The following is a 24,050-nucleotide window of genomic DNA, read 5'->3' on the forward strand; positions in this document are numbered from 1 at the left end:
ACATATATAGAATAAGGATTGACATAATGTTAATGTCAATCCTTATTCTCATTCTATTTTCGTAACTAAAAAACAAATTTGTGTAACATACTCCTCTACTAAACAATCACATTCAGGTCCCTTTATATAGACTTCATATGGGTGACTATCTATTATATAGCCATTGCTTTCCACCCACTCTTCTAATGCCATATAAGCATAGCCTATATAGTCATAGCTGCCATAATGCATAGTAGCAACGAGTTGATGCTGATTTAGCTTTTTTATTTCGCACTCTTGTAATACGCCTTTATTATCCTCAGCCATAATCGGAATTCTTAATTCAATATCACTGTGATTTGGAATATACTCTTCATCATAAAAAACTGTGGATGGAGAACCGACTATTCGTAAGCTATTTTTTTGTACTTTTTCATATAAGGAATAAAAATAATCATCCATATCATCTATATCTATTTGCAGTCTTTGAGCAATTACCGTCATTTCATTTCTCATTCCAATTAATATATCGTAACTTCTATGGCAGGCAATATTTAGACCATGATTCATATTTACCATTTCATTCATTTCTGAAATAACCTGTAAATTTTGTTTCACCTCATGAGACAACTCTATAATTTGCGATTGCATATGTGTAATAAATGAATCTTGATCTGATGATTGAAGAATTGTTTTAATTTTCGGTAAAGGGAATTTGTACTCCCTTAGCTTTTTAATTTTCAACGCTATTTCAAGCTGCCCTTGCTCATAATATCTATATCCATTTACCGGATTCACATATGCTGGTTTCAATATTTCCTCTTTATCATAATGCCTTAACATTCGTGTACTCATTTTACAAATCCGTGAAAATTCAGTAATTGTATACATATAAATACCCCTTGAATACATTTTCTTATATAAGCTTATTTATTAAAACCAATCAAATATTTTTCTGATTGAAGAACCTTCATTCTGATCGTTCAGCCTTTTCATTTTTGAAGGTAACAAATGACTAGGACAATACCACGTTAAACAATTCATCGCGCCTCCCATTGTCGATATTTCTCCTACATGAATTTGAATAGCTTGTTTCTCAGTACGCTGTTGAATATATCGTAAAACTTCCTCATCTTTAGCTAATCCAAACTTAGGAACGTAAAGCGTATCACATGTTTCTAACATATTTATATATAAACCTTTTGCCGATGCTATTTCTTGATCATATTGTCCTTTCTCTGTATATGATGAAGGAACAACTATAAATTCAGCTTCTGGCATTTGCTCTTGAATAATTTCTTGAACATTATATCTAAATTCATGATCCCCTAAAAAGTCACTAATAAACATTGTATGTTCATCAATAAATTTAACCATTCCGTCTGCGTGTGCAAGTACATCTCCCTCTTCAGCAGGAATAATAATAACCCGACTCACATCTAAATCCCATTCCAGTTGCTCTATAATTTCTTCTTCCGTCCAATCATAATTATCATCAAATATGCGTTCCGTTAATATTACAGTATCTTTTTTATTCCAAATAAGATTTCCACCGTCTAATATCAATGGAGATGTCACATATTCAAAGTCGTTCTTTTTCAACCATTTATTAAATTGTTGATCTAAATATCGCCCTTGATCTTTCGGTAAGTAATTTGGTTGATATTTAAATTTAACTAGATGATTTGTTACAACTGGAGCAACATCTCTTAGCCAAATATCATCATACTCAAAAAAGCTTGTATGAAAGTCTTGCTCTTCAACAGATAAAGATATAAGTTGATCGGTAAATGCTTTGTTTTCGTTTAAATATTCATTAAAATAAATCAAGTCTTCATAAAATGGTCGATAATATTCATTCGATTTATCTGGTATTGCAGTAAAAATAATTCCATTATGTTTTTGTTCCATATTATTTACCTCACTTTTTAATAATGATTGAATAACTGATTTCAATAAGCCCACTATTGCCCAATTCATTTCTCTTTTCATTACAATTTTTAAAACGTGCACATTTCATGAATGGATTATAGCACGGAGAAATATTATATATTTATATAAAAAATATAAAGCCGTCGTTAAGCCGTAAACTGACTCTTGACAAGATTTTTAAATTTTAATCGTCGTACACAATGAAGGATTAGATGATTTTTTTATCAAGATTCAAATCCATTACTTCTGATAGAGCGTTTTGATTATATAAATTCACTAAATGCGTTTCTACCCCTATACAAATTGCTTCAAGCGGAAGATCGTTTGGATCCTGACCAAATGGATCCTCAATTTCAATCCCTATTGCTTCAATCCCTATAAATGCAAAACTTATAAACGTAGTTGCAAGTACTGTAAACCATCCAAGACTATCAACAAGACCAATCGATAAAGTCCCGCAAAATATGAGCAGTAAAATTTTAATATGAGCAAAATATGCAAAAGGAATAGGCGTTGTTTTGATACGATCACATCCACCCACAGCCGTAAGCAGAGTATTCAAATCAGCTTCCATATTAATTATTGCACTTGGATGAATTTGACCCGTTTTCAAACCTTTTGATAGTATAGTTTTTAACATAAAAACTATACTAATCGGTAAATGAATAGACTCAGTCAACATTTCTTTTTCCTTCTCAGAACAAATATCAAACAATGCTTTTATTTCGGATAAATCTTTTTCGTCTCTCAAATGTCCTTTCGCTATCTTTGGAAAAGCAATTAATAGATGTAAAAATTTTAGTTTTTCCTGATCCTTCTTTTTCCCTTCGGACTCCCAATAACATAAAAAACTAACTGCTAAATTTCTAGTACAAGCACCAATCGTGCCAAATAACTTTCTACCTTCCCAATATCTATCATACGCAGTGTTAGTACGAAAAACTAACAGTAGACCTAAAGCCCCTCCAACAATTACCCAAGGAGTTTGATTAATTTTTATTTCTACATAATAATAATTAATCACAGTTACTATCGTTGAAACGCATATATATAATAAAATTTGCGGGAAAATATCTCTTATAACTGTCCCCTTTAATGTAAATATTTGATGTAAACTATTTTGATTATTGTAATGTACCATATTTACAAAAGCCTCTTCCCTTTTTAACTTTTTATCCTTTAAAATTACGAAAGTATACAATTAAATAGTAGAATCATAAACCCTATTATTATGAAACTGGTTAAAATTATTTCTTTCAATATCTTTACTCCTTTTTTACCAAAAGATAAAACATCTTTTTTTGATTTAAACAACTAATGTTCACTCTTCTAAATCACGACGCATTATTTTAGAATTTGCAATAAATAAAGCACTAATTAATACAAGAATCGCGCAAGCATATAACAATGAATCCATTGGACTATCATGGTCTATAATAATTAGACGAACAATAGCCGTAATACCTATATATATAAAATAACGTAATGGAAAATGAAAGTTCATTTGAAAATACTTTATAATCATTACGATGAATTCAAAATATAAAAAGAATACGACAATGCTATCAATTAAATGATAACTAGATTCCTCACCACTCAATTTCAGTTCTTGTATAAATTGAATGACTTCTTTCATAAGAAACACACTTAAAACAATTCCCAAACAGATCAAAGCTACATTTATAATGCACTGTAGAACGATAGGGAAAAACGAAAATACTATTTTAAAATTCTTCAACACAAATATTTTTCTCCTTTTCCATATAAAACAATCATGACAATATAATTATATTTGATTATCATTACATTAAAATTATACATTTATTTCTTATTACAGATGTTAAAACAAGACAAAATAAGTAAAGATAGTATTTCACCTATTTTGTCTATAAAGCAACATAACGAAACTATAAATCGATTACTTCAATTGAATCGGTTGTTGCTGTGTAACACAATGAATCATGCCGCCATTTTTATAAAGTTCTCTCACGTCAATTCCCACTACTTTGCGATCTGGGTATAACTTCTGAATCGTATCGTTTGCGATTTTATCATTTGGATCATTATAGTTAGGCACCAATACAACTTTATTTCCAATATAATAATTGATATACGATCCTTTATAATCGAGAGTTTTTCCACCTTCTAAAGTAACTTTATCTTTACTAAGCGGTAAGTATTCATACTTATATTTCTGTCCTGAAGCATTTTTTGCATCTAACAATTTATCCATATCTTTGTTTGACAAGCCCCATTCAGCCAAGTCATCTTCTTTCATCGTTACAATGGTAGATTTATCATGGAATTTAGCAAATCCATCAATATGAAAATCAGTAATATCTAAATTAGGCACTCCATCTAACCAAATAAAGTTTGTCACCCCAAGGTCACTTATATATTTTTCAATTTCCTCTTCTGATAAATCAGGATTTCTATTTTTATTCGTTACTGCGCTTCGTGTTAATAAAGCAGTCCCATTGCTGTCTAATTCAATTGCGCCACCTTCAAGGACGAATTTCCCCCAATCAATTCTTTCAATCCCTAATTGTTTACTAACATTCTCACGTACACGGGCATCATTTTTATAAGGAGTTTTCTTCCCCCAACCATTAAATGCTGGATCTAATATTTTTAGATTTTTATTATTGTCATAAACAAAAATCGGACCACTATCCCTTGCCCACACATCATCAGTAGGAGCGATAAAGAAATCAACTTTATCCATATTCAGCCCTTTATCTATTAAAAGCTTATTGATTCGCTCTTTCTCCTCCTCATCATATGCAAAAATGTGGACTTTTTCACCCTCAGTTAAAACACTTGCCATCTTAATCCAAATAGGTTCAACTTCCTGCTTATACTCTTGACCATATGTGTATTCATGTGGCCATTGTAGCCATGTACCTTCATGTTTATCTTTTTCATCCGGCATCGTATATTTTCCAGCGTTTTTCTGTACCTCTACCTTTTCACTCTCTTTCCCTTTTGCATTTTCATTACCCCCTTCAAAAGAACACCCACTAATAATCGTTGTAGATAATGTAGCTATTAAACAAAACTTTACTACTTTTTTCATTTTGCAACCTCCTGTTCATGTCTCCAATAATGTAAGGCTTAACATAGTGTGAAGCTCAAGCTTTTTCATCAATGTAAAAATTACCAATTATTCTTCCGCATGATAATCACATAAGTTCAATACAAATAGATGACATTCACAAAACGCATTCCCTATATTTAACATTAATATCATTTAACTTCCTTCATAAATTTATTCTAATATTAATCCCCTCTCATACCTGCTTGTTCACTAAATAAAACATTACTAAATAAAAAAATCGGTATTGATAATTTCATATCAATACCGATTTTTAAATAATTATTTTCCTTCTATTAAATCTTTCGCCATCTTTCTAAACTCTTGATTAAATGTATCGTTCATTCCATTTTGTACGTTAGAGAAAAGAATTACAAAAATTCGTTTATCTCCATTAAAATTATTAAATGTGTTCCATCCAGCTAATACTCCATGATTATGATTATAATCTGCATTAATGTAGAAACTAAATCCATACTTTCTAGCGGGCGATACAGTAAACATATCTGATAAACTTTGTTTAGAAAGCAATTTACCATCTATAATTGCCTCATCTAACCTTTTCATATCTTCAACAGTTGTATACATTTCACCACAACCATATAGCCAACTCATTCTTAAACGAGGCGTAGCTATTAACTCATTATCTTTTTTCGTATATCCTTCTGCTAAAAACATATCTCCTGGGAAAGTGGCACCCATCCCAGATTCATGCATTCCAACAGTAGTAAAAATGTTTTCTTTCACATAGTCAGCAAGTGGTTCATTTGTTATCTTTTCTACAATATATGCAAGCACCATATAATTATAATCTGTATATCTCCATCCCGTTCCTGCAGGAAATTCAAGTTTTTGAGATCCAATCCATGTTACTAACTTTAAACGTGATGCCGCATCAACTCTACCTTGTCCCTGCTCTGGCAATCCGGAAGTATGTGTTAACAAATTTCTTAACGTAATATTTTTATCTGCCGGAAACGACGGAATATATTTATTCACATTATCTTCTATACTTAATTTCCCTTTTTCTTTTAGCTGTAATATAGATATTGCAACTACTGTTTTTGTTATGGAACCGATGCGATATTTTGTTCTTGGCGTTGTTAAAATTTTATCTTTTACATTCGCATACCCGTATCCTTTTCGTAAAACCACATTATCTTTATCCGCCACGAGAACCGTTCCGTTAAACCCTTTATCTTTTAAATACTGATCTAGTTTCGTTGCTGCAACCTCATAACGTTTTTGTTGATTTACATCAACTTTTGGTTTATCATTTCCATCCTTATTCTTAGAATCTGAAAATGCCTTCAAATTATATTTCTTATCTTTATTTGCATATATTAGTGCAGCGACACTCCCACAAAAAATAGCAAAAATAAAAAAAACAATTAACCATTTCTTAAACATATAGGAACCCTCTTTTATCTAATTTCACTTTATACTTTTCCATTCTATTCTATATCTTTTAATTTTCAAACATTTTATAATCTATCTATCATTCATCATATTACACTAGATTCCTTTTTCTCACACTCAAATTTTGACTACTCTCTATTGTATTTCTTTTTTGTAAAATTTCCACCTTACAATCGGATGCATCCAACTTGAATTTCAATTTCTTATGTAACATTCGTTACACATTAGCCAGAATGGAGGTGTTAATTTGAAAAAGACCGATAAACGCAATCGTTTAGATGATATGATGTTTCACTATCGGGTAACAAAAAAAATATAGTTACAATTGAATATTGCGGAAAACAGATTATGGTTTTAAAAGGAAATGACGTTGAAAAGTTTTTAAACAAAATAACTCGGGCAAATAATGAAAAAGAAAAACAACTTATTATGGCTAAAATTACAGGTAACTTCAAAAGAGGAAATGAACGTTAATGAAAACGAATCTCATTTATAACTTAATTATACAACATATAAAAAAAGAAATGTCACTCCCACGACATTTCTTTAGATTTTCTTCATAAAAGATTTACATTTTTAATATTCGTTTACTTTCACATAAACTCACCGCTGAAATACAAGCGGTGCTTCTTATTTAATTACACAATAAATGCTTCATTACGTCTTCAAGTAATACGTTCGGCTTTAAGGCCTCGTTTTCCGTACGCCACCCTATAAATCCATCTGGCCTTATTACTACCGCTCCTCCATTTTCTATCCCATATAAATTCCTAAAATTATTACTTTGATCGATGAAATCACCAGTTAAACCCACCTGATACACTTTTATCTTTACGCCTAATCGGGATGAAACAACATTTACAGCTTCAGTCCAAGCACTATGCCCTGCCTCAGTAAGTAATACAAAATTGCTACCAAATAGATCAAGTATAGAAACTTCTTTTCCTTCATAAGTTCCAAAAAAATGTGGCGCACGCGTTCCCGGTCGTCCGTTCAAATCAACTATATCCATTCTATGCGGAGTGTTACATTCGTCTATAATTGCTTCTGAGCAATATTGATAACCAGCAGTGACAGCTAAACTATCCATATTACTCAAATTACCTTCCTCTCTATTCGCTGCACGAAATAATATACTACTCGCATGGTCCGTCGTTAATTTTGCAACAGGATATCTCTCGTCATGATACGTTTCTAACAATTTGGGATTTGCTTTCCCTTTTATAACAGCCGCTAATTTCCAAGCTAAATTATGTGTATCTTGTATCCCTGTATTTGAACCGAATCCTCCTGTTGGCGGCATAATATGTGCTGAGTCACCAACTAAAAAGATGCGATTTTCCTGAAATTTCACCGCTGTACTTTCACTCGCTTCCCACGGCAAAACACTTAATATTTCTGGCTTAATATCCGTACTTCCAATTGCAGTTTGAATAATTTGTTTACAGCGTTCTATAGAGAAATCCTCTGGTCGCTCCCCTTTTACTGGATCATAAGCTACATGATAAATCCATTTACTTTCGTTATCGACCGGAATAAGCGCACCAATTACTTCTGGATGTACTATCATAGTAAAACCGAATGCGTCTCCTTTAATAAATCCACTCAAATCCGCTTCAAAATATATGTTCATATAATAACCACCGATTGTACCACGGCCCTCGGTTAGAATACCTAGCTGTTCCCGTATTTTACTTTTCGCTCCATCTGCTGCGATTACATAATCACAATATATGACACTCTCTTTTTCTGTTTTTCGATCTCGAATAGTTGCTATTACTCCGTGCTCATTTTGCTCATAAGAAACCAATTCATGATAAAAAGATAGTTCTCCGCCTAATGCTTTCGCTTCTTGTAACATCATCTCTTCTAAAGTAATTTGATAACAAGCAGTTTGTTTGGATGGGCTAATCTCTACCACTTTACGAGCTAACTTTTCGTTATTTTCATACTGAGTCGCCCTTATTTGTTCCAACTCTTCATTCTTTACCTCAGCTATTGTTTGAACTGCAATTCTCCCGTGACAATTCTCTAACGCTTTACCAGCTAATCTAATTCCTTTTTCTAGACCTAATTCTCGAAATAATTCCATTGTGCGAAATGTGATTCCACCTGCTTTCGGATGAATCGCAGTAGACGGATGCCTTTCTATAAGCACATAATCAATGTTATGTTTTGCAAGAAATAATGCAGACGATAATCCTGATAATCCCCCTCCAACAATTAAAACTGGTACATGTTTCGATTTCATACATTTTCCCTCCACATATATTCTTCTGAGCTCAGTGACATAAATATAATCAAAAAATCAACAAAAATATAGACTTATATTTCATTTTGAATTATCATATAGATAGATTACGCCCCAAATTTTTTTTTTCCTTTTATACATCTACAACTATGAGGACTGTGTATGAATAAAAGGAAAAAAAACAAAAAGAGCCTTCGTTATATAACGAAGGCTCTTTTTGTTTTTATGACAGTTAAATGGACACAATGTAATGAAGTCCTTACAATAGATTTCAAGGGGATCATTTACAATAAACGTATAATATTTTTAATTAACCTCACACAGAATACATATAAGTACAAGAAAATAATTAAAAACCAATTACAATTCAAATTTCAAAAACACACAAAAAGGAGGAGATACGATGACTAATAAAAACGAAACTGGTTGGAATTTAGAGAGTAGTTATACTGACCTGCCCAAATCATTTTTCACCGAAATCCCCCCAACTCCTGTACGCTCACCGGAGTTAATTAAACTAAATAATTCTTTAGCAATATCTCTTGGCTTTAATCCTGAGGAATTAAAAAAGGACGCTGAAATTGCCATTTTAGCTGGTAACGCAATTCCAGAAGGAGCTCATCCACTCGCTCAAGCGTATGCTGGACACCAATTTGGTCATTTCAACATGTTAGGAGATGGTCGTGCCCTTTTAATTGGAGAACAAATCACCCCTTCAGGCGAACGGTTTGATATTCAATTGAAAGGTTCCGGCCCTACTCCATATTCACGCCGCGGTGATGGCCGTGCTGCACTCGGTCCTATGCTACGCGAGTATATTATTAGCGAAGCAATGTACGCACTTGATATTCCAACTACTCGCAGTTTAGCAGTAGTCTCAACTGGCGAACCAATCTATCGCGAAACAAAGCTACCTGGAGCTATTTTAACAAGGATTGCAAGTAGTCATATACGTGTTGGAACATTCCAATACGCGGCAGCTCGCGGCTCAATCGAGGATCTCAAAGCGTTAGCTGACTATACGATAAAAAGACATTATCCAGAAATTGAATCTACTGAAAATCCATACGTTTCATTACTACAAGAAGTTATTAAGAAACAAGCAAGCCTCATCGCCAAATGGCAACTCGTCGGCTTCATTCACGGCGTAATGAACACTGACAATATAACGATTAGCGGTGAAACGATTGATTACGGTCCTTGTGCCTTTATGGATAGTTATGACCAAGGAACAGTATTTAGCTCTATTGATGTAAAAGGTCGCTACGCATATGGAAATCAGCCGTATATGGCTGCATGGGACCTTGCACGATTAGCTGAATCTTTAATGCCGATTCTACACGAAGATGAAGAAGAAGCGCTAAAGATTGCACAAGATGAAATTTCAAAGTTCAGTGTGCAGTACGAAAACAATTGGTTCCTCGGAATGAAGAAGAAATTAGGACTATTTAGCAATGAAGAGCAAGATCAATCACTTATTGAGAAACTTTTAAAAGCAATGGAAAAATATAAAGCAGATTATACAAATACATTCCGTGCATTAACTGACACTACATTAGAAAATGCACCTTTATTTGAAAGTCCCGAATTTAAAGAATGGTACAAGCTATGGCAATCTCGGTTAGAAAGACAAAAAGAATCGAAAGATGATGCATACAAATTAATGAAAAATAACAACCCAGTAATCATCCCTCGAAACCACAGAGTAGAAGAAGCACTAGAAGCAGCGGTTAAAAATGGAAACTATAGCGTGATGGAGAACCTTCTTCAAGCTTTAGCAAATCCTTATGACTATTCTCAAGAACAAGCGGATTACTGCACGCCTCCAGCGCCGACTAATCGCCCTTATCGTACTTTTTGTGGGACGTGATTTAGAGCAACTAAGACTGTTTTTCTGCTCCTAATTGTATTATTTATTAGTGTAATTCCCACTAAATTCAAGTACATGATTCGTTATTTTCCATAAAGGAACATTATAAATAGAAAAGGTGTTTTCGTATAAAAACACCTTTTCTACTTTTTTCTCCATCTTGTGAAAAAAAAACGTAATTTAATACTCTAGTTTGCGTTTCTTTTATGTATTACATATCGTTAGCATATTCTATGTGATTATAGTTGTATATTATCACCTCTATCAATTTCCTCCCATGCGAAAAAGATACATACACCAAACAAGCTGTCACGAACAAAGGAGAGCTCCTTACTTCTCCTACCTATTTCTTTCCTAATGCGTTAACTTGGTAACTGTTCTATTAAAATTCTTCTATTCAATCTTCATTTTTTCTTATTATATCCAGGTACATCGATAAGGAACAACTATTCTCGAATATAAAAATCCAGCTATTGTACAAATGTTGATAAAAAATAAAGGAGAAGAGAATGAATCCATTTTAATATAACTAATGAGAATTTGTATGTTCCAATATCTTCACTATATTCCTCAACAATCTTTTATTAAAATTCATTACAATAGTTTAAAATTATGACGGATTACTTTCAACATAATGTGAAGGTAGCTCTAACAACAAAAAACTGGCTTGTAAACCTTTAATGTTTACAAGCCAGTAAATAATATCAACTAAAGCTAGCACTCTTAAAATAATACTTTAGAGTTGTCTTCCCTCTAAGTATACTAACTCAGGTCTCGTTGGAGACCACCCTTCTCCGTGAGTCGATTGTAACTTATTGACGACAGTATTTGCGGTTGCTGTTTGTTGAATCTTTGGAGTAGTATTTATCGTAAAAACTGTAATACCTGTAACAGCTAAACTCATTATCATTAAACTCAGTTTCTTCATTATTTTAACGCCCCTTTAGCTAAATTTGTTTTTCTTGCTTCAAGACTTAAACAAAAATATTCACTAGACGTTTTATAATCACACATCTCATATAACCTAGCTGCCATCACCTCAGCATATTCTTCTACATAATAAGAAAGATTCTCTTCTTTGAAATAAGAAATCCCTGTAACAATTACCCTTTTTAATTCTTCGATAGTCACATTATTATTTAATGCTTTTAAAATATTGAAATGATGTGTATATTCTTCATTCTCTACTTCTAAACAAAGTTCCAATCCTTTTTCAATAAGGATAGAAGATATATTTGTTTCACCTAACTTAGAATATTCCCTAGCTTGTAAAAAAACAGCTTTGAAATGATTAGGTATTTTCTCTGTTACTTCTGATAAGTGACGGATAGCTAATTCAGAAAGGTTTTGATTTGCATATAGCCACCCTAAGTTGTGCCGCACGAATGAAATTAATCTTTCTTCATTATTTTTTTGTAATAAATTTAATGCAGAATTTAAATGTTCCTCGGCCTGTTCAAACTGTTTTAGAGATACACAACTCATTCCAATAGTATTTTCGCAAGAAGCAGTATTACTTTCATAACCTTGGTGTTTAGAGAAGATATCTTTTGAAATAGTTGCATAGTGAACAGCTAAAAGTGGTTCATTATTATTATGATAGAATAAGGCTAACTTAGATTGAAATTCAGCTTGTTCAATTTCTTCTGGAACGTCTTTCAAAAAAAACTCTGCTTTTTCATAATATTTTTTCGCTTCTTTATAATCTTTAAGTATAGTAGCATATACCGCTTTACAAAAATGGTAATAATAAGATAAGAAACCATCCGTCGGAATTTTAAAAGAATCTATTTCGTCAAAGCTTCTCTTTGTGATACTAAATCTATCAACAAGCGTTTTATAACGAAAATCTAGTAAGAAATAATATAATAAATTTTGTTCTTGCAACATTTTATTTGATTCTTGTTTCAAAACATCAATATTTTTATCAATTTCTTGTTTTAAATTAGTTGCTTTTGACAATTGTTGTTGTAACATTGCTTGATACCATTCATTAAGTTGCTTTGTAACCTGTTCGCTTCCCTTCACTGGAATGTTCATAAGATCCCCCTTTTTTGAATATTCTCACATAAATAATAACAAATAGATATTAAGATATAAATATCTCATTAATATTTCTCAACATTTATTTAACATTAAATCCATTAAATTAATCACATGCTGTAAATTTTTTAAAACACTAAAGAAAATTGCCCCCCCATAAATACAGCGTCTAAATCACTATAAAAATCTATAAATACAATATATTAACACTTTATAAATGTGTATTCACACTCCACCATTATTTTAAACGCCCTTCTTCATCAACCTTGCAATCCCCCTGCTCCCCTCACTACCAACTTTCTCAAGTTCTTCTACAACTAATTTTCTTCTTTCCATAGAATGATTTTGACTTAACTTCGCTTTTCCTTCTATTTTATTTATCTTTATTTTAAACCCAACTATTCCCCTACTTAATCCTTCCATATAATTCGCATCTACATCATTCAGTGAGTAGGTACTCTTTGGATTTTCATATTTATGTACTAAATCTTGAAGAGAATCTATTAATTCCTGTTCATCTTCAACAATTTCTAACTCTCCATATACATGCACCGCAACATAGTTCCATGTTGGTACTGCTTTATTTGTTTCATACCATGATGGAGAGATGTAACTATGTGGCCCTTGAAAAATAGCTACCACTTGTTGATTTTCACTATCTTTCCACTGCTCATTTGGACGTGCAAAATGCCCGGATAAAGTAAGTGTTTCCCTATTTAACAATAACGGTAAATGCGTTGCGTACGGTGCTCCGTTATGTTGAGAAAATAAAGTTGCAAAGCTATTTTGTTCAATAATTTCGTACTTCGTCTCTTCATCTTGTATTGTGAAATGTTTTGGTATGTACATAAACGCCCTCTTTTCTTATCTTCTTATTTCCCATTATATTTACGAGATTTATTATTTGGCAGGGACAGATTGTAATTGTTTTATAAGGTCAGTTCATATAGTAAAACCTCTTCTTCAAAAATAATAGGTGGCATTATATGATTTCTGCCACCTTAGTCTATCTTCTTATTGATACAAACTCCCTTATTCAACTATCCTTCATAGCTTTTTCTAATACAGCTTCAATGAATTCTGTTTTGCCTAGGCTATAACTTGAGCGATTTTCCGCCGTTTCTGCTAACTCTTTCTTTAACTTCCCATATTCAATAACAACGTTTGGATTTCCACGAAGATAATCACGAAACGCCACATGTCTTCTTAACTCTTCACTATTCTTATCGCATACATATAAATGATGTTCCATCCAAATTGTATTCTTCCCGTCCCTCGGAACATATTGATCCTTTCTCCCAAAGGCTTCTCTCCCCTTAAAACTCCACTCTTCTTGGTGAAAATAACCTATCTGTTCAAGCCTCTTTATTACTTTTGGAAAAACATCATAATCTTCTATTACAACATCGACATCTAATATCGGTTTAGAAGCAAGACCTTTAACAGGTGTACTCCCAACGTGCTCTATAGAAAAAATGAGTTCTCCCATTACGTTATTAATCAACGTCTGTAATTTACAAAATTCACTTTCCCATTGTGTATTATATTTCTCAACAGTAATAAATTGTTTCAATTGACCACCCTTCTCAAATCACTTTTATAACCTCTGAATATGTGTATCCTTAAAATCAGTCTCATACTTCAATCCATACCCAAGCATTCGATCCATCCCAATATGTGCTGTCCATATTAAACCAACCATTAAAATCGTATCCACCTTAAAATAGACCCCTATTAAAACAAGTAATATTGATATGATATATGTGTGAAATAGATTATAAATTTGTGCACCGACACGTTTGTTAATAGCGTACGCCACCATTGCTAAATCAGGTGCAAAAAGTAATACGATAAATAATAACCAGCTAAATCCACATAATGCATATATATAAATCGCAGCTAATAAGACGACCAATCCTTCAAAATGTATAATTCGTTTCTCCAAACTTCATCATTCCTTATCTTTTAACTTAAAAATTTTATTCGGATTTAAAATATTTTGCGGATCAAGAGCTTTCTTTATTTTTTCCATTACTAAAAGCGCAGCCCCATGTTCTTCTTCTTGATACTTCTGCTTCCCTATTCCAACGCCGTGCTCTCCTGTACAAGTTCCGCCACGCTTAAGAGCATACAATACGATACTTTCGTTTATTTCGTCCCCTTTTTTCACTTCATCTTTATCGTTTGGATCAATCATTAAGAGCACATGGAAATTCCCGTCTCCTACATGGCCAAGAATACCACCAACAAGACCAACTTTATCTAACGTCTCTTTCGCATGCTGTATTGCACCAGCTAATTCTGAAATTGGTACACAAACATCCGTACTCATTAGCTTTTTACCAGGATAACTATGAACGTAAGAATATGCTAAGTTATGTCTTGCATCCCATAATTTATTTCTTGCCGCAGTTTCAGTTTCAAAAGCGACTTCTTTACATTTATGATCAAAAACAATTTCCTTCGTAAACTCGATATCTTGCGTTAGCCCTGCTTCATTTCCGTGAAACTCTAAAAACAGTGTTGGTTCTTCTCTGTAATTTGTTTCATTATAATGATTTACTTGTTTCATAGATAGTTCATCAACGAGCTCTATTCTCGCAATTGGAATACCAGCTTGCAGTATATTAATAACAGCTTCTACTGCATCATTTATAGTTGGAAACGATGCTCTCGCAGCCATAACATGTTCTGGTATGCCGTATACTTTTACTGTTAGCTCTGTAAAGCATCCAAGCGTACCTTCTGATCCTACGAAAATACCATTTAAATGATAACCTGATGATGACTTCGCCGCTAAATTGCCAGTATGTATCACTTGTCCATCAGCAAGTACCACTTCTAAATCACGAACTTGATCACGCATTACGCCATACTTAACCGCTGTCGTTCCGCTCGCGTTTGTAGCAGCCATCCCTCCTAACGTTGCATCTGCGCCTGGATCTACACTAAAAAATAGACCATACTTTTTCAATTCTTTATTGAGCTGAGAACGAGTCACTCCTGGTTGTACTTTCACAAGAAAATCTTTCTCTCTTATTTCAAGTATTTTGTTCATTAATGAAAAATCAACCGTAATCCCCTTTTCATACGGAATTATATGGCCCTCTAAACTGGAGCCTACTCCAAATGGAACGACAGCCTTTCCATGCAGACTCGCTACTTTCATAATCTCGCTAACTTCTTCAGCCGTTTTTGGATACACAACTACATCCGGCAAACTACTAGTATGGTAAGATTCATCTTTACTATGTAACTCTCTTACTGTCTTATTAACCACTACTTGATCTTCAGGAAGTACATCCTTTAATTCATTTACTAAACGTTCAATTGTTATTTCCATTACGTACTCTCCTTTTATATTATTTACGCCGCATTAATTATACCATTTTTATACAAAATAATCAGAATAGTAAGATTCGTGTAATTTTATATATAAAAAAGAACTTGCAGTATTCCCTACAAGTTCTTTTTTATAAAACTACATTTTAGACGATTTCTTCAACAAAATCATAAACCAAACTAAAGTAAATGCCATCATAGAATGAGAGAACCCTACAATATAAGTTAACCCTTTAAAGTCCGCTCCATTTAGTTGAAGAAGTCCTCTCGCTGCCAACGAACCTAACATTAAAGTTAATGCGATATTATGTAAAATAAACCAGTTATTAAATCCTTTCACTTCATGAAAAGCGAATACTTTTGCTAATCCTAAAGCAATTAAAAAGAAGAAAAAGCCAAGTACTAACGTATGCGTATGCAACAGATTTAATAGTGTAGAGCCTAAAATCCCTTTATATTTCCCATACTCCCTAGCAAATATTCCTGACAATAAACCGATAATTAAATAAGTAAACGATGCATTATATAATTTCTTCATTATGTACCTCCTTGAGTAGAATGTGTAGTGTGTCATATTTAGTAATAATGATAGTTATATAGTAAAAACTCCTAGTTTCCTAGGAGTCATTGTATAAGTATCTCACTCTTTCCAGTTAATCCTAATTATAAAATATCCTTCTATACAAAACAATCGAACTTTATGTGAACAAGTAACTCTCAATAAAAATAACTTGCACTTTTATTTTGCACAATCCATACTAATTGTTATAACTTTTAAAGGTGGTGCAATAGATTGATAGTTCTTGAAACTGAACGACTCACTCTTCGCTGGTTTGATATAAAGGACGCTCCATTTATTCTCGAATTAGTAAACGATCCTGCATGGATTCAGTTTATCGGTGATAAAGGGGTTAAAAACTTAGAAGATGCAAAAAATTACATCTTAAATGGACCCGTCGATATGTATAATAAAACGGGCTTTGGTCTTTACTTAGTGGAACGAAAAGAAGATCTTACTCCACTTGGTATGTGTGGTCTTATTAAAAGAGATTCATTAGAAGACGTTGATATCGGCTTCGCCTTTTTAGAAAAATTCCGTTCAAAAGGATATGGCTATGAATCAGCTACTGCGGTAATGGAATACGGTGTACAAAAACTAGGAATGAAACGAATTGTAGCAATTACTTCTATAGATAACACTGTTTCAGGAAAGCTTTTAGAAAAAGTAGGATTACGATTCGAGAAAATAATTTCAGACTCAGAAGAAGATCTAAAATTATTTGGGTATAACGCATAATAAAAAAAGGTCGCCATTCACGGCGACCCTTTTACTATTTCACTTCTACCGTATAATTCCCTGTTCCCCCGCCGTACTGATATACATGTAAATAATACTTCCCTGGATGCGTATAGTAACTACCTACTAATTTATTTCCTTTCATTATAGATAGATAAAACAAAAATTATCACATGCATCTATCCATCAAAATAAAAGCATTTTATTAAAATACATTTAATATCCCAATGGATTTATGTTAATATTTTAAATATTAACATAAATAAAACTACCTACTTTTCATACGAAACTCTTTAAACTTTAACGTGCAACTTATTTTCAGTTGAATATGGCATATGAAATGGGGTTGAGAAATTTATAAATCACTTTCTTTTTATACTGAAATTTTGTTGAAATAAAATATAAATAAAGGGAGCCTACAAACGATGAATGTATCTTTAATTACACCTACTACCGATTTACAAGAAGAATACTTAGATTTTTATAACGAATGGAAAAATAGCGGCGAAACAATGATTCCGTGGGTTATTTCAAAAGATCCTTCCGATTTCACGGCAATGATTCAAGAATTACACGACGCACATAACGGAATAAATATTCCTGAAACTTGGGTACCAGATTCTACTTATTGGCTCGTTACAAATGAAAATAGAATTGTAGGAGTTATTAATATTCGTCATAGTTTGACGGAACATTTATTTAATGCTGGCGGCCATATCGGTTATGGCATTCGCCCTTCTGAAAGAAGAAAAGGATATGCTACGAAGCTACTCGAGTTGTCATTAGAGAAAACGAAGGAATTAAGCATTACGAAAGCACTTGTCGTTTGCGATGAAGTGAATACAGCTTCAGAGAAAACGATTTTACATAACGGCGGTCTCCGTGATGAAGATTTCACTGAAGAAGATGGTAATGTTGTGAGAAGGTATTGGATTGAGCTCTAAATAATCAAAAACAAGCCAGAAAGTGATTACACACTTTCTGGCTTGTTTTATACTACTTCTATTTCAAACTGCACTGTAATACCACTTGGGTCTACTACTGTAAATCCATTTGTAGTTTCATTTATTTCATGTTGTTTTTCTATTAATCTTTCTTTCACTTCATCTAACGCTTCTTTGTGTGGTAGTACAATGGTATATACTTTTAATCCAGTTGTATGTGCTGGTGGGTGCGGGTTATTTACCCCGTTCCAAGTATTTGCACCGATATGGTGATGATACCCACCTGCCGAAATAAATAAGCAATCATCTTCACGCTGTTGCACTTCAAAGCCTACTGTTTCTACATAAAACTCGTGTGACTTCTCTACATCAGCTATTCGTAAATGTACGTGCCCAACGATAGTGTCAGCAGGTAATCCATCAAACTCATAATTAACGAGCGTTGCTAATTCTTTTAAATCAAGTGGCGTACTTCCTCCTGGTCCTTCTCCCCACTGATCACGCGGACGGTCCGCATAAATCTCGATACCGTTCCCCTCTAAATCTTGTAAATAAAACGCTTCGCTATACGTATGATCACTTGCGCTATTAAATCTTGAAATTGGTAAAATCTCATTTGAATATGTATAACGCCCTTCTTGCTCAGCTGGACTATCAATTACGTTCTTATTACGAATCACACCAAATAATGCCGAAGCAAAAGCCTCACGAGTCGGAACTAAAAAGGCGACATGATATATACCCGTCGTACGTGGTTCTTGAAGCGCTGCATCTTCTAACTGCTCAAGTACAAGTAGCGTATTCTTACCACCTTTTCCTGCTAAATATGCTTTATTCCCCTCTTGCTTAATTACTTCTAAGCCTACTACATTCTCATAAAAAGCGATTTGACGCTCTAAATCTTTCACTTTAAATGCAACATGACCAATACGTGTTTTTGGATGAATTTGTACCATGAATAACTTCCTCTCCTACTCCTTTATTTCAAAACAAATTAACATAGCCGTTACTATGAAGGATACAACCAAAAACACACTATGTAAATAAGAAAAATCAGAATTAATAGTTTTCCATAGGCCATTAATGACAAAAAGCCATCTCCTCTGAAATTCAGAAGAGATGGCTTCTATTATATAAACCTTTTACTTTATTACCCTTTAACTATATATTTATTTCATCTTATGTACTTCAGCAACTAACTTTCCGCCCTGAATACCCATATAAAGCTTAACAGGAGCATCATTCGTATTTTCAAATACTAAGTCTAAATATGGATACGCAATTGTAGCATCTCTTCCCTGCGGGACATAACCTACTGTTTTAGAATGTGTAGTTCTCTCTACCATTTTTAAACCAGCTTGATCTGCTGCATTGTATAGAGTTGATGATGTTTGACAAACGCCACCACCATAACCATCTACTAATTTACCATCTACAATTTCTTTACCTAATTGATATCCTTTATCTGGCGTTGTATCACCGATTAATGCATTAAAAGAGAAACTGTCTCCTTTTGCTAATACAACTCCATTTATGCTCGCTGCTGACAAACGAATATTCTCAATACGGCCACCTGCTGAGCCACCTAAATTCGTTTCATATCTACCAATTACCGTGCCACTTCCTTGCGCATCACTTAATGTTGCGGTAGGCTTTTTCTCAACGATAGGTAACTGATATGAAGAGTCCCACATACCTACATTTAATAATTTGTCTACTAATTCTTTTTCCATTAATTCATAAGAAGGCTTTCCTTCTTGCCATGATCCATCAGGCGCTATACGTGAAGGGACCATCTTTTTGTCAACGCTTTTCCCAACTTCACCAGCAACCTTCGTTACCGATTTTTTGAATTTCGCCTCATCTTCAAAATACCCTAAGCTCGATAAGTCTATTTTCTTCACTTCAGTACCAGTACGCCCATCCACTAAGCTAATTGAATCCTGTACATCAGCCTTGGCCTCTACAACGTTCCCACCAAAATCACTTACTAATGCCACATCACTTACTTTTGTTCCACAACCACTTACTACAGCTACACATAGCACCCCTACTAATATACCCTTTATTTTTCGGAACAATATACTCTCTCCTTTTCCCCAACATTATTTCTTATGTATTATTTCATTTTTATGTATGTTTTGTTACAATCATTTTACAATATATTTAGAAAATGTTACAAGTTATTTTTTACTCTATTTAAATTACTCTTTTCTTTTGTAAATGTCTATACATATTTATATAAATTTTTGAGTTTGATAAGATTGTAACTTTTATGTAACCTATCTCCATCCAGTATATACCATTAAACAGATGAAATACAAATGTAAAACTCTTTCATTTCAGCGTATGTAGGTATTTGCCGTGCCACTACTCCGCTTTTGCACATACATTATGATGAATTTAACCTATTATAAAGAAATGGAGGATGTTTTTATGTATCCCTACAATCCTTATGATCCATATAACCAATATGGTTACCAACCTCAGTATGATTTACAAGCACAATACGAACAATATATTGACCAAACAGAACAAGTTAATCCATATGATCAAAATCGACAATTTCAACTTCCAATCTCTTTTCCTGGCACTGGAAACCGTCAACTAGAACGACGAGTAAATGAGCTTGAACAAAGAGTACGTCAACTAGAAAACACAGTTGAGCGCCATACACGTAGATTAAACCGCTTAAATCAGCGTTTACGTACAGTAGAAAATAGACTAAACATTCCATTTTCAGCATTAGAAGACGGATTTTAATTTCGAAAATAACAAATATATAAGGAAGGGACTCCCCCTTCCTTATATAAATTGACGAAAGTTTTTTCCATCTCTATACTGATAAGAGTTAATGAAATGAAACAAGGTGATAAATATGGATTTTGAAATAAATTTTCTTTCCTTTTATGTAGTACAAGTAGAAGGAAAAGGTGAAGCAGTTGATAAACGCTATAAACATTTTCAAACATTAGACGCTGAAGAGTATGAAGATAGCTCTTTAAAAGAATTTTTGAATGGTGAATTATTAAAAATTTCAAAGCGAAAAGTAGAACGTCACGCAAAAACAGAACAAGCCCCAACAAAGATTGGTCGCTTTATTGTAGAAGAAGGGCATGAACTCGATTCAAACCCTCATTACAACTTATTTAATCGTATTCGCTTTGCAGAAACAAAAGAAAACTTCAAAGATATGAGCGAACCTCTCGTTTATACATATCTTGACACAAGCGCTGTACGTGGTGGTGTATTTTTAATCGCTCAAGCAAAACTACGCAAATACTTTGATGATCCATTCGTATTCGTAATGAAATGTGACTTCGAACCAAAGGTTGCTTCCATTTCTGATGAATCAACGCTTATTCGTAACGTTGAAATGGCCATCACAACAAAGAATATGAAATCTATCCAATACCCATACATGCCTGAAGAAGGTATGGTGGAGCCTGGTGAACTAAAAATACACCAAGCATCACACGCCCGCTACTTTGAAGACTTCTTAAAATTCGTCGAGTACGAACGCTCTATGCCTGAAATTATGAAAACACAAGTAATGGACATGGTATACGACCAAATTGAAGATGTATTTGAAGAAGGTACGGAAGAACGCGAACAATTCGACCAAGCAATGGAAGTGTGGGCTGCCAGTCCGAAACGCGAAATTATGGAACAATTTTCAACCGAAGAAGTAATGGAAGCTACTGCTCAAATCGTCGAGCACGCTCCTGAAGTGGAATTAAAACTAAAAGCAGATCATATCTCTGTGAAGGCTCTACTTGCTGATTTCGGAGACCTAATACATATTGCAAAGGTAAACGACCGATATGTATTAATGATTGAAGCAGACACACTTACGTTCGAAAAAGGATTCTCTCCAATTGAGTTTTTGAAGCCGGATGAATTGCAAGATGTGATTGAGCGGATTGAGAATAAGCAGCAGTATAGTTATGGCTCAGGAGAAATTGAATAGAATAATGTAAAAAGGCAACTAAAATAACAATTATGTGTCTACACGCGTGACCATACAGTACTTAAATTTTCGGTTCTATCACTGAATAAATGCTTCCATATAACTATTTTTAACTGAGCGCTGTGAACAAGCGCTCTTTTATTTTGGTCACATTTACGTGTCTATTTGGTGGTCACTAAAAGTATATGGGTACTAACACTTTCTACTATTTGAGTTTTTGAAGCCGGATGAATTGCAAGATGTGATTGAGCGGATTGAAAAGAAATAGGGATACTAATATGTTTGTGTGATTTAAAGAAACAAGATATCATTTTATCGATTTAATTTTACAATTTACCACTTCCCCCCTCTAAACCCATATACATAAGATAATATATCTATTTGGGAGGTGCAGGGTTTTGTTCTTAAATCAAAATCCACAGCTTGCTTCGTATGAAATAGGAGATTGATCATATGGTGACCTTAATGTTCGCACTTGGGGAGAAGGAGCTTCGCTTAAATTAGGTAAGTTTTGTTCCATAGCCGACCATGTAACAGTCTTTTTAGGTCGCGAACACAGAACAGATTGGATTAGTACCTATCCATTTAATGCAAAAGTTCCCGTGGGTGCGGGGTTTAGCGGTCATCCCAAAACTAAGGGCGATGTAATCATTGGTCATGACGTTTGGATAGGCAGTGGCGCTATGATTATGTCTGGATTCAAAGCTGGTTCGGTATCGCTTCTCACCAGAAGTGATTGAAGAACTTCAACAAATTTCCTGGTGGGACTGGGATATATCTACTATCACGGCGTCTTTACATTTTCTTCTTTCAGATAATGTAAGTGAGTTTATTCGAGAATATAAAGAATGATCAACTCACTTAAAAAGTAAATACTAAAAAACTCCTATATCTATAAATGGAATAGGAGTTTTTACATTGCTCACTAATAAATTCTCCTCATAACAAGTACTAGCCTTAGCTACCTTAATACATTTACGTTACCTTTCCCTCTTCCTGCACCTTCTTCATCTCAGCCAAATACCTAAGCTGCCTTTCCGCCTTTCTCACCGCAGTAGGAAAGTGTTTTTTCAAAAGTTCTACTGCAGATTCACTTATATAATATCTTTCCGTTATACTTTCCCACGTGTCACTACTTTCAAATGCACTCCATACAAAAGGACGCTCTGTATTTTTTCTCAGTTCTTTAAACACCCATTTTCGCATCCTTTTTTTCGCTTTTTCTGTTAGTTTTCCGTTCTTTACAAGTTCAAGCTCACCATGTCTCTTGTATCGCTTGTTAATATCTCTCTCGCCACATACTTTCAGAAAGATATTTGCTGTATTCTCAGCATCTGCGAAAGCACGATGTTGCCTACCTTCCCATGTTAAACCGAGCTGCTCCACTGCAAATTGTAAACTTGGTGTATGCTCAAATAATTCTTCATATGCCTGGAAAACAAATTTTTGCACATCAAATCTGCTCTCTTTTTCCATACATGGGCATTCTATACCGTATAATGTACAATCTTGAGATAGAAAACGATAATCTTCTTTTCCCCATGAAATAAATATAGAATCTTCTCCGATGAACTGAATAAATTTCTCTATAATTTGAGGGAATTTCTCTGCACCAATTAAATCTTTCTTTGTAATTCCAGTTAATTTTGTTGTATGACGAGTTAATGGGGCACTTGGTTTTACTAACTCTGAAAATTCTCCAATAACCTTCATTGTACTCACATCTATTTTTACAGCTCCAATATCAACTATTTCTGACGGATCTTCTGATTTATACGGCCTAAAATTCCTTTCAATATCAAACACAATGAAGTGTGTAGCGTTTTTCAATTTGTATACCTCTTTCTAATTCCTATTAATATGAAAAGCCTAATTAACAGCTTCACTTTATTTTCAGTATCTATTTATA

At 33.7% G+C, this 24,050-nt stretch carries 22 protein-coding genes and 2 pseudogenes; 7 read left to right on the forward strand and 17 right to left on the reverse strand.

Annotated elements, in window-relative coordinates; genetic code table 11:
- Positions 1-48 precede the first annotated feature (48 nt).
- The 6 genes from MHB76_RS16515 to MHB76_RS16540 all read right to left on the reverse strand — a co-directional run bounded on the left by MHB76_RS16515 (position 49) and on the right by MHB76_RS16540 (position 6,415).
- Positions 49-870 (reverse strand): MerR family transcriptional regulator, encoded by an 822-nt coding sequence (locus MHB76_RS16515; protein ID WP_078174134.1) that lies wholly within the window; start codon positions 868-870, stop codon positions 49-51.
- Positions 871-912: 42 nt separating this feature from the next.
- Positions 913-1,890, reverse strand: coding sequence for an agmatine deiminase family protein (locus tag MHB76_RS16520; RefSeq protein WP_078174184.1), 978 nt, complete (start codon positions 1,888-1,890; stop codon positions 913-915).
- A 229-nt stretch (positions 1,891-2,119) separates the two neighbouring features.
- Positions 2,120-3,052, reverse strand: a complete 933-nt coding sequence (locus MHB76_RS16525) for a bestrophin family protein (protein ID WP_078174135.1) — start codon at positions 3,050-3,052, stop codon at positions 2,120-2,122.
- Positions 3,053-3,232: 180 nt separating this feature from the next.
- On the reverse strand, positions 3,233-3,652 hold the full coding sequence (gene psiE, locus MHB76_RS16530; protein ID WP_002111042.1) for a phosphate-starvation-inducible protein PsiE: 420 nt from the start codon (positions 3,650-3,652) through the stop codon (positions 3,233-3,235).
- A 177-nt stretch (positions 3,653-3,829) separates the two neighbouring features.
- Positions 3,830-4,987, reverse strand: coding sequence for an agmatine deiminase family protein (locus MHB76_RS16535; protein WP_078174136.1), 1,158 nt, complete (start codon positions 4,985-4,987; stop codon positions 3,830-3,832).
- A gap of 300 nt (positions 4,988-5,287) precedes the next feature.
- The gene (locus MHB76_RS16540; RefSeq protein WP_078174137.1) at positions 5,288-6,415 is read right to left on the reverse strand and encodes a serine hydrolase domain-containing protein; all 1,128 of its coding nucleotides are present in this window, start codon (positions 6,413-6,415) and stop codon (positions 5,288-5,290) included.
- A 256-nt stretch (positions 6,416-6,671) separates the two neighbouring features.
- Between MHB76_RS16540 and MHB76_RS16545 the strand changes: the two are divergent.
- Positions 6,672-6,898 (forward strand): annotated as a pseudogene (locus tag MHB76_RS16545) (hypothetical protein).
- Positions 6,899-7,058: 160 nt separating this feature from the next.
- Here the strand turns inward: MHB76_RS16545 and MHB76_RS16550 are convergent.
- On the reverse strand, positions 7,059-8,675 hold the full coding sequence (locus MHB76_RS16550) for an FAD-dependent oxidoreductase (RefSeq protein WP_078174139.1): 1,617 nt from the start codon (positions 8,673-8,675) through the stop codon (positions 7,059-7,061).
- 403 nt (positions 8,676-9,078) lie between these two features.
- Between MHB76_RS16550 and MHB76_RS16555 the strand changes: the two genes are divergently transcribed.
- Positions 9,079-10,545: a protein adenylyltransferase SelO gene (locus tag MHB76_RS16555; RefSeq protein ID WP_078174140.1), complete on the forward strand. Its 1,467-nt coding sequence runs from the start codon at positions 9,079-9,081 to the stop codon at positions 10,543-10,545.
- Positions 10,546-11,281: 736 nt separating this feature from the next.
- Here the strand turns inward: MHB76_RS16555 and MHB76_RS16560 are convergent.
- The 7 genes from MHB76_RS16560 to MHB76_RS16590 form a co-directional block, all read right to left on the reverse strand.
- Positions 11,282-11,473 carry a Phr family secreted Rap phosphatase inhibitor gene (locus tag MHB76_RS16560; RefSeq protein ID WP_078174141.1) on the reverse strand — a complete coding sequence of 64 codons (192 nt, stop codon included), beginning with the start codon at positions 11,471-11,473 and terminating at the stop codon, positions 11,282-11,284.
- A complete protein-coding gene (locus tag MHB76_RS16565) occupies positions 11,473-12,585 on the reverse strand; it encodes a response regulator aspartate phosphatase (protein ID WP_078174142.1) in 1,113 nt (370 codons plus the stop codon). The genes MHB76_RS16560 and MHB76_RS16565 overlap by 1 nt, the downstream gene beginning before the upstream one ends.
- Before the next feature lie 246 nt (positions 12,586-12,831).
- Complete coding sequence (locus MHB76_RS16570; RefSeq protein WP_078174143.1) at positions 12,832-13,437, reverse strand: FMN-binding negative transcriptional regulator; 606 nt, start codon at positions 13,435-13,437, stop codon at positions 12,832-12,834.
- A 187-nt stretch (positions 13,438-13,624) separates the two neighbouring features.
- Positions 13,625-14,161 (reverse strand): GrpB family protein, encoded by a 537-nt coding sequence (locus MHB76_RS16575; RefSeq protein ID WP_078174144.1) that lies wholly within the window; start codon positions 14,159-14,161, stop codon positions 13,625-13,627.
- Between the two features lie 24 nt (positions 14,162-14,185).
- Entirely contained in the window at positions 14,186-14,533 is a 348-nt protein-coding gene (locus MHB76_RS16580; RefSeq protein ID WP_078174145.1) for a DUF4260 domain-containing protein, read from the reverse strand.
- A 6-nt stretch (positions 14,534-14,539) separates the two neighbouring features.
- Complete coding sequence (locus tag MHB76_RS16585) at positions 14,540-15,931, reverse strand: FAD-binding oxidoreductase (protein ID WP_016105794.1); 1,392 nt, start codon at positions 15,929-15,931, stop codon at positions 14,540-14,542.
- Between the two features lie 138 nt (positions 15,932-16,069).
- Positions 16,070-16,468: a DUF2871 family protein gene (locus MHB76_RS16590; RefSeq protein WP_002199739.1), complete on the reverse strand. Its 399-nt coding sequence runs from the start codon at positions 16,466-16,468 to the stop codon at positions 16,070-16,072.
- A 255-nt stretch (positions 16,469-16,723) separates the two neighbouring features.
- On the opposite strand from MHB76_RS16590, the gene MHB76_RS16595 reads away from it, so the two are divergent.
- Together MHB76_RS16595 and MHB76_RS16600 are read left to right on the forward strand one after the other, a co-directional pair.
- Complete coding sequence (locus tag MHB76_RS16595; protein ID WP_078174146.1) at positions 16,724-17,227, forward strand: GNAT family N-acetyltransferase; 504 nt, start codon at positions 16,724-16,726, stop codon at positions 17,225-17,227.
- Positions 17,228-17,652: 425 nt separating this feature from the next.
- Complete coding sequence (locus MHB76_RS16600) at positions 17,653-18,171, forward strand: GNAT family N-acetyltransferase (protein ID WP_078174147.1); 519 nt, start codon at positions 17,653-17,655, stop codon at positions 18,169-18,171.
- A 47-nt stretch (positions 18,172-18,218) separates the two neighbouring features.
- Here the strand turns inward: MHB76_RS16600 and MHB76_RS16605 are convergent, their stop codons facing one another.
- Complete coding sequence (locus MHB76_RS16605) at positions 18,219-19,127, reverse strand: VOC family protein (RefSeq protein WP_078174148.1); 909 nt, start codon at positions 19,125-19,127, stop codon at positions 18,219-18,221.
- Between the two features lie 213 nt (positions 19,128-19,340).
- Positions 19,341-20,252 carry a VanW family protein gene (locus MHB76_RS16610; protein ID WP_002111070.1) on the reverse strand — a complete coding sequence of 304 codons (912 nt, stop codon included), beginning with the start codon at positions 20,250-20,252 and terminating at the stop codon, positions 19,341-19,343.
- 355 nt (positions 20,253-20,607) lie between these two features.
- On the opposite strand from MHB76_RS16610, the gene MHB76_RS16615 reads away from it, so the two are divergent.
- From MHB76_RS16615 to MHB76_RS16625, 3 genes and pseudogenes are all read left to right on the forward strand, one after another.
- Entirely contained in the window at positions 20,608-20,934 is a 327-nt protein-coding gene (locus MHB76_RS16615) for a hypothetical protein (protein ID WP_002160970.1), read from the forward strand.
- A 115-nt stretch (positions 20,935-21,049) separates the two neighbouring features.
- On the forward strand, positions 21,050-22,141 hold the full coding sequence (locus MHB76_RS16620) for a DUF3900 domain-containing protein (protein ID WP_002033604.1): 1,092 nt from the start codon (positions 21,050-21,052) through the stop codon (positions 22,139-22,141).
- Between the two features lie 398 nt (positions 22,142-22,539).
- Positions 22,540-22,993, forward strand: a pseudogene (locus MHB76_RS16625) (CatB-related O-acetyltransferase).
- Positions 22,994-23,116: 123 nt separating this feature from the next.
- Here the strand turns inward: MHB76_RS16625 and MHB76_RS16630 are convergent.
- On the reverse strand, positions 23,117-23,971 hold the full coding sequence (locus MHB76_RS16630; RefSeq protein WP_078174149.1) for an exonuclease: 855 nt from the start codon (positions 23,969-23,971) through the stop codon (positions 23,117-23,119).
- Positions 23,972-24,050: the final 79 nt, after the last annotated feature.

Origin of the sequence: Bacillus sp. FSL M7-1345, from assembly GCF_038006985.1 — a bacterium.
In the GTDB taxonomy this organism is placed as follows: domain Bacteria; phylum Bacillota; class Bacilli; order Bacillales; family Bacillaceae_G; genus Bacillus_A; species Bacillus_A cereus_U.